A 13,586-nucleotide genomic window follows, 5' to 3' on the forward strand; every position below is an offset into this window, starting at 1 on the left:
TTGCTTGCTCTTGCTGCACTCAGAAGATCACGGGCAAAGCCTAGGTGTGCCAAATAATTCGAACCAAAGTAGGCCAAATAATTAGAAAAACGACACCTCGAGGCGATCACGGACTTCTCTCACCGCTCCACGATGACCCTCAAGCGACCGGAGCAGCGTATCCGCAAGGTTGTTCAGCAGGTGCCAGCGATCCGCAACTTGTACCGCGTTCGGGGCTTCTTTTACGGATAGCATCCGCGAAGGCACCTGCACGATCCCGACTCACAACTTGCACGCTCGGATGCTGATGCAGTCATGCTGCGACCGTCTCTCAGTCGTGGTTGGAGGCAGATCGATGTCACGGCCCTGCTCCAGATCGCACAGCATCGCACCTGCGGCGGTTCGGCCCCGCCGGTGCAGGGAACGCTCCTCCATGTGGCGTCACCAGTGAGTACTTCTATGGGCACACCGCCATCCCGGAAGAGGTCTGATGACGGCTAGTGATTCAAAACTTGTTCGTGATAGGGCATTGTCAGGCGCTGACTGAGCTATTTCTCAGCAAACGCACTGCGAACGGTCGCTTTGGCAGTCTCGTACTGATCCGTTGCGATCCAGTCGGCATGGTATCGAGCGAGAGCTCCGATCCTTTTTGTAGCTTCCTCTGCGGAGCGGAAATTGTAAGTAAGAAACCAGCCATTAGTCTTGGCTTCTTCGGTCGACTCTCCGTCGAGGGTATAAAAGCGGATCCAAAGGTGCTGCTGATGGGCGTGTTCGATGAGGCGGCGGAGGCGCTCTTCCGCCTGCGAGCCCCAGGGGCCAGCCTTGGCCGCGCCACCCTTCTCCACGACCGTCCATCCGTTGTTCCACCAGCGGTGGAAGTTATCGGCGGGCATGGTCTCCACTGCTTCCGGCGCGGTGATGGAATCGGAGGCCAGGACCTTCACGGCACCGAAGGCCAACAGAGGTGCGCCAGTCTTGATCTCGTCGTAGAAAACCTGCTCTTCATTGGCCGTGGAACCGACGAAGACGAGGATCGGGGCCTTATGCAAGGGCTGCATGGCAGCAGTGTCGCTCGTACGGACTGCGGTTGTCAGCCACGCCTGGTGCTGCTGCAGGAGAGCCCGAATGGCACGCAGGTGTTCCACTTCCGTTGTCTTGAAGTCAAGGTTGAGCGTGACGATGGGCCAGTTCTCCGGATGCGGGTGTTTCACTTCCGCTTCGATGATCGGCTTGACTTTCGTGAAGAAGTAGGACTCCAGCGTGGGCTCGCCGCCAGTCGGGTGAGGATCGTGCGACAGAACAGAATGCCCCTTGCCCGTCTTCGGATCCAGCACCCAGGCCAGATCCTGCTCGATGCCGATGGGTGTGCCTGTAGCGAGTGCCCGCTCAATACGGTCGGCCCATTGGCCGTTGTAGGGATAACAGTTGTGCGCGTCCACCATGGTGCGTGTGCCTGGCACGAAATTGTCCTGGGCGAAAGCCGGAGTCATCGAGAACAGCAAAAGGGAGCAGAGCGATCGTGCGAAGCAGCCGGGCATACGTTGTCCTTGCGCGTGAGAATGGTGTCGGCGGAGGGCCGCTGAGGACGGCCCTCCATTCTAAGCAGGGAAGAGGTTAGAAGGTAAAGCGCAGTGCAACCTGCGAGGTGCGCATGGCTTTCGCTGTTCCATTCAATGCTCCCAGGCTGGCGCTGTTCACCGCGATCTGGCCGGGCAGCGAGAGCTGCGGATGGTTCAGTGCGTTGAAACTCTCCAGTCGAAGCTGCATGCGCGCGCTCTCGGTGATGCCGAAGGACTTCTCCAGACCAAGATCGACCTGGTTCAGATTTGGTTGGCGCACACTGCCGCGTCCACCGCGTCCATACGCACCATTGCCCGGCTGCACAAAGCACGCGGTATTGAACCACTGTGCACGACTTTGCTGGAAGCCTTGCGTTGGATCACAGACCTTCTGTGCCAGGAACGTTCCGATGCTGCTGGTATCCGCTGTGTTGGTTGCGGTGATGGTGACGGGCAGTCCGGTGGCGTAGCGATAGATACTGTTCAACTGCCATCCACCGGCAATCCAGTCGACGGGCCGCGGTACGGACCCAAGAAAGTGCTGTCCCCGGCCCACCGGCAGGTGCAGCAGCGCTCCGACGTTCAGGTGGTGCGGGCGATCCCATGCTGCGGGCGCGTAGTACTGACCTGCATCGTAGGCGTTCTGAATCGTGTTGCGGTCTCCGTCGGAGATGTTCAGGCTGCGGCCATAGGTATAGCTACTGATGATGCGTGATCCGCCAGGCAGTCGGGCGATGAACTTCGTCTGCAGCGCATTGCTGTTGGAGTAGCCGATGTTGTACTGCGCGAATACATCGCCGGCGTAGGTGTAAGGACGTACGTTGAAGACCGCGCTGGTGCCGGATTTTGCATTGGGCTGGTTCGCGTTCACGCGCACAGAGGAGTGCCGGCCGACCTGACCAGCGTAGGTCACACTCAGCATGTAGCGCCTGAGGAAGGTATGTTCCACACCCAGGTTGAACTGCTGCACGCTGACGTCCTTCATGGTCTTACCGAGCGTCTGCGGCGTGATGCCGGTGGCCGAAGGATTCGCTACAAAGACATCTGTGACGACCTTCGCTGTTGCGGGTGTGAAGCTGAGGCTCTGTGTAATGAAGTTAGGCGCATGCGCCAGCAGGAACTGCAGATAGTTATAAGGTGTACCTGCGTAGTAGATGCCAAAGCCGCCATGGATCACGGTGTTGGTCTGCGGCGAATACGCAAAGCCGATGCGTGGTGAGAAGTCGCGATAGTTCGTATTCCAGGTGCCGTCCGCGATCTGGTTTGTGGGCAGATCGTAGATGCTGGCCCTTCCCTTCCTGTCATTCGGCGGATTATCGAAGTCATACCGCAAACCGACGTTCAACGTGAGACGGGGCGTGACCTTCCAGTCGTCCTGCGCATATCCCGCCACCTGCCACTCGCGGAAGGCGCCCACTGACACACCGGTCGCACCTGCCGCTGACGATGGATAGCCCAACAGCACATCGGCCCATCCGCTGCCACTTGCTCTTCTCGTACCGCCGACGTACTGGCCTGTCAGGGTTGCATTGAAGGTGTAGTAGCCATTGTTCTGAATCGTCCAGTTGCCATCCACCTGCGTGCGGAGAAATTCGCCACCTAGGAAGATGTGATGGCGGCCGATCTGATAGTTCAACTCATCCGCGTACTGGAAGCGATTCTGTGTTGCGCCCTGCGGCGCATAGCGATTGCCCGCCGTAAAGAAGGACGTGATCGACACGGTTGGCGGCGTCCATTGTGACGGCAGAGGAGCCAGGTTCTTCAAACCAAACTCCTGAAAGTAGGGCCGCGAGCCTGCACCCAACACCGACGACAACAGGACAGATCGGTTATATCCAGCGCGGAACGTATTCACTGCACGGGGTGAGAAGACGTGTGTGTGCTCCAGAAAGCCGTTCACAGCCGACTGATCATTAAGCGCCCCATACAAGCTCGACATGAAGGACGGCGTGACCGTGGGTGTTTTGCTGTAACCGCCGGCCACATAAAGCTGATCACGCGAAGTCATGTTCCAGTCAATCCGGCCAACAAATTGGTCGGAGTCGATGGTGGAACGAATTGGCGCCTGGTAGTTGATATTGAGGACGCCATCCAGCGGAAGATTGCTGAGCGGGATGTACTTCATCAGCGTCGTGGCGAAGGGGGTTATGCGTGCCGTGGGAATCGCATTCTTTCCGGTCGTGGTCGTGAAGCTCTTATTCGTACCGCCCACATAAGTCAGCGGGTCATAAATTGCCACTTTGCCTTCGCTGAAGTCGCCCGCGCGCTCCAGGTTAGTCGGGACCCTGGTCGTGGTGTAGGCCGTGGTGCGCTGGCGCAGGCCCTGATAGCTGCCAAAGAAAAACAGGCGATTGTGCAAGACAGGGCCACCTACGCTGCCACCGAACAGGTTGTAGCGCACCGGCGTCTTAACCTGGCTGGCGCCGGTCAGGCTATAGTTCTGCGCATTCAGCGCGTCGTTCTGCAGGAAGTCGAAAAGCGAACCGTGGACGCGGTTCGTGCCACCCTTGGTCAGGATGTTGACGGTGCTGGGATTGGCATAGCGCGCATCCGCTCCGTTTACGATGACGGTCATCTGTCGGATCGCCTCAACCGATGGGAGCAGATTTGCCGACTGGGTGAAGAGGGTGACGTTCTGCACGCCATCCTGCAGATAGCCTGTCTGGGAATCCATGCCACCGCCCAGGTGGAGTTGGTTGGCCGTGGTGCCGAAAGACTGTCCGCTGGACGTGTTGACCGTGGCGTCGGACGGTGATTCAGACCCCGGTGCCAGCAGTGCCACGGACAACGGATTCCGTCCGTTGGTGGGAAGTTCCGACAGTTCGACTTCGTCGACCGTCAGCTTCAGTTCATGGCTCTCGGACTGCGGCTCCAGTGCTCCGCCCGCAACGACGGCGATCTCCACCACATCCTTCCCCACGGCGAGCGAGAAGTCCTGCGTGATCACCGCTCCCGCCTGCACCGTGACGCTGCCGGTTGACTTACCAAATCCCGGTGCCTCGACCTCAAGGGTGTAGACGCCGGGTGCCAGGGACGACAGGTCATAGAGACCGTCATGATTCGTCCGCGAACGCCGGACCGCATGCGTCTCTGTGTTCGTCGCAATAACCGTAGCGGCGGGCAGCATGGCATGGGAAGGATCGACCACGTGGCCGGTCACACCGCCCTGGTTTACCTGCGCGCTCAATGAAGTACTGAGAACCACGGCAGCAGACAGAGCGAGGAGACCGCGGTAAAGGCGCGGGTTTAACGTGCAAGCAGAGGAAGAAGAGCTCTTGCGAAATACGATCATGGAATGTCCTTTCGGGCTGGGCGAGAGCAGCGGCCGGTGTTTCCACCATCGAGGGCCGTGCGTACCGCATCAAGTGAAGGACAGGTGAGGAACAGCACTGCGAGGATGGGAGGAGTTCTTCTCACGTGGAGTTAAGTCATTCATTCACAAGCGCATTTCCGGAACTTTGCAGTCGTTGCGCGTCGAATGAACATCCGATGAAAACCGTGAGATGGGCCTTCGGCACCCACGGAACTGTAACGCAGCGCCCCTAAGATAAAAGTTGTTGGCGCCAAGTGAGCCTCCGACTCAAACCCCCTCGAAAAGCAATATGGTGACCACCACGGATCTTGCCCCGGAAGTACCGACCACCCGAGGTCACGTCACGGATCCCGTGCTGCTGGAGAATTGTCTTCAGCGAATCCAGTCCAGCGCCGAGTTTGTGCGTTCCGACCGCATGGTGCGATTCCTCCGGGTGGTTGTGCAGCATGCCTCAGAAAGCCGCGATGGCCGCCTGACCGAGCGCTCCATCGGATGCGAGGTCTTCGACCGTCCACTCGACTGGGATCCGTCGATCGATACCATCGTCCGCTCAGAAGCACGGCGGCTGCGCACCAAACTGGAACAGTATTACGAGCGCCAGGGTGGTCTCGACCCCATTCGGATCAGCATGCCGAAGGGCGGCTATACCGCTGAGTTTCAGCTCATGTCGCCGCCCGTCTCTGCGCCGGAAGATCGGACCGCTGTGTCATCGAAGCCCCAGCGATCTCTCGTCTTCATGACCGCTGCTCTGGCGTCGGTCGTGACTGCCTTGCTCATCTGGTTCTTCCATCGTCAGCAAAGCAACGACTCGGAGGCCAGGTTTGAGGTACAGTCGATCAGTTCGGAGATGGGACAGGAGTACAGTCCCGCTCTGTCGCCAGACGGCAACACAATTGCTTACGTATGGGACGACCGGCAATCCGGCCCCGACATCTTCCTTCGAGCGTGGAAGGAGAGCGCGCCGCGCCGGCTGAACGTGACGCCAGCCATACGGCTTTACCCCTCGTGGTCTCACGACGGCGCATCGCTGGCCTACCTTGTCGTTGAGGGGGAAGAGGTCTTTGTCACGATAAGGCTGCTCAACGGTGGTCCCGAGCGGCGCATCGCGCAGATGAAGCGACAGGTAGGCAGTTGGTCGGATGATCCCAGCCCACTCCTGGGTCCTGCCGGACCAGTCTGGACGCCTGATGGCTCCCTCATCTTCGCGGACTATGATCCGGCAACAGCCACCAGTTCGCTCGTAAGAACGACCGTAGACGGCCAGCGCTCGGTAACTCTAAGCAGTCATGGCGTGGAGCATTATCTTTATCCACGTGTCTCGCCCGATGGCAGGGCTTTGGCCTATGTGCGTTATACCAGCCACGGTGTGGGTGAGTTGTTCATTCTGCCGACAGGTCGCGATCCGCGGCAACTCACCTCCGATGCCAGAACAATCCAGGGGCTGAATTGGTCACCGGATGGGAAGAGCCTGCTCTTCAGTTCCAACCGCAGAAACGCCTTCCAGCTATGGACCATACCATCCTCCGGCGGTACCCCATCCCCGGTACAGACGAACAGTACATTCGCGACAGATCCAGTCTTTGATCGCAAGGGCGACATCTTGTTTGTTGACTCACGCGAAAACTGGAACATCTGGCGCCGGTCGATCACGGGCTCGCCCGGCACGGAACAACGATTGATCGCTTCCTCGGGCCGTAACTATGATCCCCGCTATTCACCCAACGGGCAGCGAATTGCCTTTGCCAGCGATCGGTCCGGCACCATGCAACTTTGGACAGCCATGGCTGATGGTAGTGCACCCCAGCAGTTGACCCATCTGGCAGGCTCATGGCTTGGCGGCATCGCATGGTCCCCCGACGGCTCGCAAATCGCGTTCGATGCGCGGCCAAACCAACGGTCTGCGATCTACATCATCTCGGCCACCGGGGGCGAGCCTAAGATCCTCGAAACCAACAGCTACGAAGAGCGCATGCCTGCCTGGTCCGTCGACGGCAAGACGCTGTACTTCAACTCCAACCGCGACAGCTCACTTGCCATCTGGAGGCGTGAGCTGTCCACGGAAACCCTGCAGCGCGTCACGGCTTCCGGTATGTTCGCCGTCACTGCCGCCGAAGACGGGATTTTCTTTAGCAGCCGCACCGGCATCCTCTGGAAGAGCGACGCGGACGGAAGTCACGCGCAGGCCTTGATGCCTGAGTTGCAAGCTGAGCCAGTGATGAGCTGGTTCGCTGATCGTGGGACGCTCTATCTGACCAATAAAGATAAGACGGGACGTCCCATCTTGCGAACCTGGTCAGCATCGCAAGGCTCTATCGACCGCGGTGCTCTCGAAGGCCATTTGGTACCCAACGCGCCTGACATCGCAGTCTCTCCGGACGGGCGCTGGCTTCTGTTCGCGGAGCGAGACCTCGCAGAAAGCGATCTGAAGTTGCGCAAACTCCAGCGCTAGTCCTCAGACCCATTGACACGAAATTCACTTGGTGCGGCGTAGCTTTGCACGCCTTGCTAAGTACCTCAAAAGAATCAACGTCTACTCAGGAGAGGTGAGTTACTCACCTGCCGTCGGCACCACTTCTCACCTGTCCCTCACTTGTTTGCTCCTCGGCGCCTCCGCATGGTGGAAGAAATCTCATGGCACTTCCAGCCAGCGCTGAACAGGACCAGAGACCTCAACGATGCGTTGCACGAGTTCTAGCCAGGCACACACTTTCGGCGTCGGCCTCTCAAGAAGACCCGAGCGAGAGCGAAGAGTACAGCCCGTGGGCAGCATATTCGCGGGCGCCCACTTTATTGCAGTAACAACGAATTGACCGAAAGAGAACGGCATGACTCCCCAGCGTTATAGACGCTCAGAGATTTCGCAGCAGCCGACAGGCCAGCCAAACCCTTTACGCCCCGACCATCTTCTGTACACGCTCTTGTCGCACGGCAGGCGCACGATCCTGACAGTCGGTGTGATGCTAGGCCTGCTAGGGCTTTGCCATTCCTCTCAAGCCCAGGACACTTTTCTCTACAATCCCAATCATTTTGATACGGCAAAAATCATCCAGGCGATGAAGACTCCGCACAGCGATCTGCGAATCCTGTCCGCTCATCGTGGCCTGCATGCCAAGTTTGGGGACAATCCCAACATCGCTGGCATACCGGAGAATTCGCTCAGTTCGGTCGAAGCCGCAGCACAGGCCGGGCTGGAGCTTCTGGAAGTGGATGTAAAGCTCACCTCGGACAGAATTCCAATCTGCAGTCATGACCTTACCTGGGGGCGTGAGACCAATCCCGCGCAGCCCGGAGGTCACGTCTTCGACCCGTTCAGCTCTCCATCGCCCTCGGCTCAAAGGCAGGCAAACGCGCGAATCGATTCGATGACCTTGGCCGTCACGCAGGCGCAATTTAACCTGCGAGATTCTGTTTCCTTCCTCCCGAACTATGGAAGTCACTTCAATGTCCCCGCCTCGCTGCAAAATGTCATCGACCGGGTCAATCTCGATCAGATTGCTGCCGTCATAGCCATCGATGTCAAGGACGTAGACACTTTCAAAGAGGCATGGAAGATCGTGCGGGTGGCCAAAGACTGGAAAGGAAATCCTTTCGCAGGGCACGTCGCATGGAAGGTCAGTGGATTCAATTACACGACGCCAGCCGCCTTCAAGGCGGACTTCCCAGACTATGCTGCGATTAATTTCTGGCCAAACTACAATACTTCCCAGGTCGCTGCGAGTGTATTTGGGAGCGAACAGGCGATGATCGACTCGTTGAACCTGTTCTGGGCAGACCCTTCGATCAGTTTGATTGCGCCGGAAATAACGCAAAAGCAACCCGGTGGTATCTTCGACAGGATGCGGCAGATGGGCATCAATACTGGACACACGGTTGCCGAATTTGCCGCCTACAAAGATTACGTCTATCCGAATGACCCAAACCAGGTCGCACAGTTCTTCTGGACAGGCGGCACGAATGGGGACGGAGCCCAGCTCGGTGGATCATGCTGCGTAAATCTCAGGCATTACTTCTTCAATCCAAGAACAAATGAAGATGGCACTCCGAACCCGAACTATGACTCAACTCGGCCGACGGATACCGCCGACGATCGTGGTGACTTTGATTTTGTAGTCAATCAGATGAGGTTCAACGTCATCACCACGGACGACGTGATCCACTGGGATAATCTGCTCGCGGCTGGCGGCCTCCGGAATCTTAGCTATATGCGACTCGATGGCTATCAAGGGGATCCTCAGTGCAGGGCAAATGGTACTTACCCCGGCTGCGACCAGAACGGACAAACCACATATACCTTGTGCTCCCCTGAGGGAGGAACGTGCAGCTTCACAGGTGATCGAAACGTAGCATTCGGCGCGAATGGGACATATAACACCCGCACGATCACCAACACTACAGCCTGTAATGTCGGGGTCTTCAATGACCCCACTCCCGGCGTTCTCAAGAGCTGCTACATCAGTCCCCCCATCGACTATTACACCGCGTATGGTGGAACGATCTACTGCGCCGATGAAGGCCAATATTGCAACTTCAAAGGCAACGGATCCGCAGTCATGGCGGCGAATCATCGTTTCTCTCGAACCTTTTTCAAAGCCACGAATGGCTTCCAATGCGATGTTTCGACGTTCAGCTATTGGGGTGATCCTGCTCCGAATATCAGGAAGGCGTGTTTTTACACGGTCGATCAGGGGTATGTCTTTCCACATTCCGGTCCACAGGGGTATCAGTTCTGCTCGGGTGAGGGCGACACAAACGGGTGCCAGTTCAAGGGCCTAGGGCGTGTTGCATACGGCGCCAGTGGCTCCTTTAAATATGGAGTCTTCGATGGAGGAGTTGCGTGCACGAACTCCGTCTTCGGTGATCCCAAACCGGGGGCCACAAAAGATTGTTACTACCAGTGGGTTGCGTCCGCAGGCGGAGCTTCGGGTGTCAGCGTCGGTGGCTCAGCCGCTCCCTATGACACAGGCGGCGGCACCGGAAGCGGTAATTCGGGACCTTCGAAGACCTTCACGGTCAGAGCAGGAGCGACCACGTTCACGGCCAGTCAGCCGAACGATTCTGTGGCTACCTATACCTGGACAGACGGAGGTCAGCCGTCCGAGGTGCTGACAAGTGCCACCGGCAGCGTGTTAGGCGCGGCCATGCAATCGGTTGCGGTGAGTAACTACGCCGGGTCTCCCACTGCCACGATTACCGTAAATGCGGGTACCACCTTCCAGACCATCGATGGATTCGGCGGTGCCATGACGGATTCGGCAGCTGCAGTGATGGGCTCCTCTCCAAATCGCAATGCCATCATGAACATCTTGTTCTCTCCAAGTGGTGGCGCCGGCTTGACGATCGTCCGATCGCCTATGGGATCAAGCGACTTGATGGCTTCCCCAAACGACATCCACACGTATGAGGACGCGCAGGGCAGTTTCTCTGTGAACGGCTATGCAAGCGACCGGAGGCAGATCGACCTGCTCACGCAGGCCAAGTCGATTGCGGGCAACAACTTCAAATTGCTTGGGACCCCTTGGAGTGCTCCGGGCTGGCTCAAGCGTGGAGGCGCATTATTGCCGGCACAGTGTGGTACGGACGACAATGAGATCAAAATCGGCTCCGTTGCGCAATATGCCAGTTATTTTGCGAAATATGTAAGCGCTTACAGCGCCTTGGGATTGAGGCCGTGGATGGTCTCCATGCAGAACGAGCCGGAAAATTGCAAGACGGCGATGCCAACCACGCTCCTATCGCCTGTTGACGAGGTCGCTCTTGCACAAGCACTCAAGGTAACTCTGCCGAGTGATGTGAAGGTGCTTGGCTGGGACCATAACTGGAATGACCCAGACTACGTCAATACTCTCGCCAGCCAAAGTGTGCGAGTCGACGGCATTGGCTACCATTGTTACGATGGCACCCACTACAGCAATCAGACGCAGTCTGTAGCAACTTACTTTACCGAGTGCTCCGGGTTCACCAGCGGCACAGGAAACGTGGCCGGCAACCTGGGCTGGGAAGTCGCAAACACATTGATTGGGCCGCTCCGTTATGGATCACGCGGATCGGTCTACTGGTCTCTTGCGCAGGACCCGAATGGTAACCCGCATCTGGCAAGTGGCGACGCCTGCCAGAACTGCCGTGGCATGATCACTGTTAACAGCGACGGCAGCTTTCAGCCGAGCCAGGACTATTACTTCTGGGCTCAATTCTCTAAATTTGTTCCGCCCGGCTCTGTGCGGATCGACTCCAACAACTCCGGAGATTTTTCGACTGTTGCCTTCCACAATGGGAGCACCACAACCCTTGTGGTGCTGAACTCGACAACGCACGCAGACGGAGGGTCCGCCGGTTCGGACGAACGGGATCTGAGAAGGCATGTAGTCCAATGGGACGGGGACACCGCAACTCAGAAGACTGCCTGGCTGGTTGGGGCAGATGGCTATCGTCGCTGGATTGGCGATGGGTCGACTTACAACTGTCTTATCTATGACGCCGGTATGCTGGGACCTGACCTCGAGGCAGGTGGTGCTCTCGATAAGTACATCAACATGCGCGATGTTTGGGCTGTGTGCGGAACAGCCGTGATGGGTACTCGGAGCGAGCTCGAAGTTGGCACCTATCTCAAATCGGCTGGCGGCGCGCGTCTCACGTTGACCAGCAGCGGGCTGAAAAGCATCGATGCGACAGGTACGTCACGTTGGGCTCCGTCGGGAGCAGGCAATCGACTCATTCTGCAGGAGGATGGAAACCTTGTCCTGTACTCTGGCACCACGGCGTCATGGGCAAGCAACACCGTGGGTTCTGGTGCAATCTGGCTGGTAATCCGGGATGACGGTTCGTTTGCATTGTTCAACAAGCAAAACCAGCAGGTCTGGGTAAGCCCGATTGATGCCAGCTCTTACCGAGGCAAGATGGTGCAATGGGACGGTGATACTGCCGCTCAGAAGACCTCATGGATGGTTGGCTATGATGGCAACCGGCGGATTGTCCATGACCTGGGCACGTTCCAGTGTCTTCATGACGCTGGTGCTGGAAACTCCCTTACCGTGAGCAGCAATGTTCTCGACAAACTCCCCGACCTCACCAACGTCTGGGCGACTTGCGGCGGGACCCAGATCGGCGCCAATGGAGCCCTTGAACAGGGAGGTAATCTCACCGCTGGCAATAACACCCTCGTTCTTCAGACAGACGGTAACCTGGTTTTGTACCATGGCGCCCAGGTTCCACTGTGGTCGAGCGACACCAGCGGCAAGGGTGGCGTCGAGCTGAAACTGCAGTCCGACGGTAACCTTGTCCTCTACAACCAGAGCGGATCCTCCATCTGGACTACCGGCACCGACGGTTCCAACCCCGGTTGGTTCATCCTCGGGACGGATGCGACCCTGCAGCTCTTCGATGCATCGGGGAACCGAATCTGGAGCCGCACGTCAACCGATGTTATTCCCGCGCCCACAGCAGGGTATAACTTCTGCGCGACTGAGGGTGGAACATGTAACTTCACGGGTGCCGGAAGGGTGCTATTCGGAGCGCGTGGGAAGGCAACGTACACCTGGAAGGATGTCACGAACGGCACTCCATGCACTACCGCTGCTTTCGGGACCGATCCGAACCCTGGCCTGGTTAAGACCTGTTGGTACAGCACACCTCCTCGGCCTCTTCAATGAGGCGAGGAGTGGTGCTGGCACGCACTGGAACGTTGATTTTGCAGTAAGGCCTTCAGGCTCGATCCCGCTCCCGGAAGGGTGAGAGCCTGCTGGTATCACATCAATGGAACGAAAGCTCTTGGTCTTGCTCAGCACGGTTGTCCCACAATGCCTGGGAAAGGCGCTTCTAGCTTTTCCCAGGCATGGTAGTCATGATCACGTTTGCCCTGGTCTGTAGCTTTTCACATTCCGTGTCGTTTTTTGATCACATTGTTTGGCGCGATGTATCACAATAAATGTCGTATACAGAGGGTGTGAGCATCCTGCTTAGCCATTCTGTGTCGACGGATCGCGACAGTTCTGCGGAGCTGACGGAGTCTCAGTTGCTGCTGAAGCAGATGGTGCTGAACTCTGTGACCGCGGTGAACACGCGTAGAAACTACTCGAAGTCGCTGGATGATCTATTCGCCTTTGCCGCCGGACGACCATTGACACGTGCTCTGTTGCAGGAGTGGAAGTCGTCGATGGACAGCCTGGCAGCCTCGACCGTGAACGTGAAGCTCGCGGCTGCCCGTCGCCTAGTCTCTGAGGCTCGTCGCAACGGGCTTATAGGCCCGGAAGAGGCCAGCAATCTGTTCGACATCCCAAACGTAGCGCAGCGCGGGAACAGGTTGGAAAATTGGTTAACGCGAGAGCAGGCAAAGGATCTGCTGCGTGTGCCAGATCGCAGCAAGTTGAAAGGGAAGCGGGACTACGCGATCCTTGCTCTGCTGGTCGGTTGTGCTCTACGCCGACGTGAACTTGCTGCTCTTGACATCGCTGACGTGCAGCAGCGAGACGGGCGATGGGTCATTTCGGATCTGCGCGGTAAGGGTAATCGCATCCGAACAGTTGCGGTTCCGCTCTGGGTAAAAGCCGCCATCGATGCCTGGCTGGCAGAAGGCGAACTGCTTGAGGGACGAATCTTTCGTTCTGTAGCGAAGAGCGGCACGATCTCGTTCGCCTGAGCGGTGGTGATTTCGGCATCGAGACTGGCAAGACGGCGCCGGGCTGGCCTTTCATGCTGATGGCTTGCGGACAACACACCGGGGTTCACGGGAGACAAGCCTC

Annotated in this window: 5 protein-coding genes; 3 read left to right on the forward strand and 2 right to left on the reverse strand. The window is 57.8% G+C overall.

Going from position 1 to position 13,586, the window contains the following annotated elements; translation table 11 throughout:
* Positions 1-527: 527 nt before the first annotated feature.
* Positions 528-1,469 (reverse strand): hypothetical protein, encoded by a 942-nt coding sequence (locus TERRO_RS05665; protein WP_041593038.1) that lies wholly within the window; start codon positions 1,467-1,469, stop codon positions 528-530.
* 124 nt (positions 1,470-1,593) lie between these two features.
* Entirely contained in the window at positions 1,594-4,830 is a 3,237-nt protein-coding gene (locus TERRO_RS05670; RefSeq protein WP_014785041.1) for a TonB-dependent receptor, read from the reverse strand.
* Between the two features lie 310 nt (positions 4,831-5,140).
* Here TERRO_RS05670 and TERRO_RS05675 point away from each other — a divergent pair, with 310 nt between their 5' ends.
* The 3 genes from TERRO_RS05675 (at position 5,141) to TERRO_RS05685 (ending at position 13,483) form a co-directional block, all read left to right on the forward strand.
* Positions 5,141-7,300 carry a PD40 domain-containing protein gene (locus TERRO_RS05675; protein ID WP_014785042.1) on the forward strand — a complete coding sequence of 720 codons (2,160 nt, stop codon included), beginning with the start codon at positions 5,141-5,143 and terminating at the stop codon, positions 7,298-7,300.
* Between the two features lie 604 nt (positions 7,301-7,904).
* Entirely contained in the window at positions 7,905-12,497 is a 4,593-nt protein-coding gene (locus tag TERRO_RS21880; protein ID WP_052313280.1) for a glycerophosphodiester phosphodiesterase family protein, read from the forward strand.
* Between the two features lie 293 nt (positions 12,498-12,790).
* Entirely contained in the window at positions 12,791-13,483 is a 693-nt protein-coding gene (locus TERRO_RS05685; protein ID WP_245536221.1) for a tyrosine-type recombinase/integrase, read from the forward strand.
* Positions 13,484-13,586: the final 103 nt, after the last annotated feature.

Source organism: Terriglobus roseus DSM 18391 (assembly GCF_000265425.1).
Lineage (GTDB): Bacteria > Acidobacteriota > Terriglobia > Terriglobales > Acidobacteriaceae > Terriglobus > Terriglobus roseus.

Excerpts from the sequence above, each read along its gene's own strand:
- TERRO_RS05665 (WP_041593038.1), bottom strand. The coding sequence starts at position 1,469 with ATGACTCCGGCTTTCGCCCAGGACAATTTCGTGCCAGGCACACGCACC.
- TERRO_RS05670 (WP_014785041.1), bottom strand. The coding sequence starts at position 4,830 with ATGATCGTATTTCGCAAGAGCTCTTCTTCCTCTGCTTGCACGTTAAAC.
- TERRO_RS05675 (WP_014785042.1), top strand. The coding sequence starts at position 5,141 with ATGGTGACCACCACGGATCTTGCCCCGGAAGTACCGACCACCCGAGGT.
- TERRO_RS21880 (WP_052313280.1), top strand. The coding sequence starts at position 7,905 with ATGAAGACTCCGCACAGCGATCTGCGAATCCTGTCCGCTCATCGTGGC.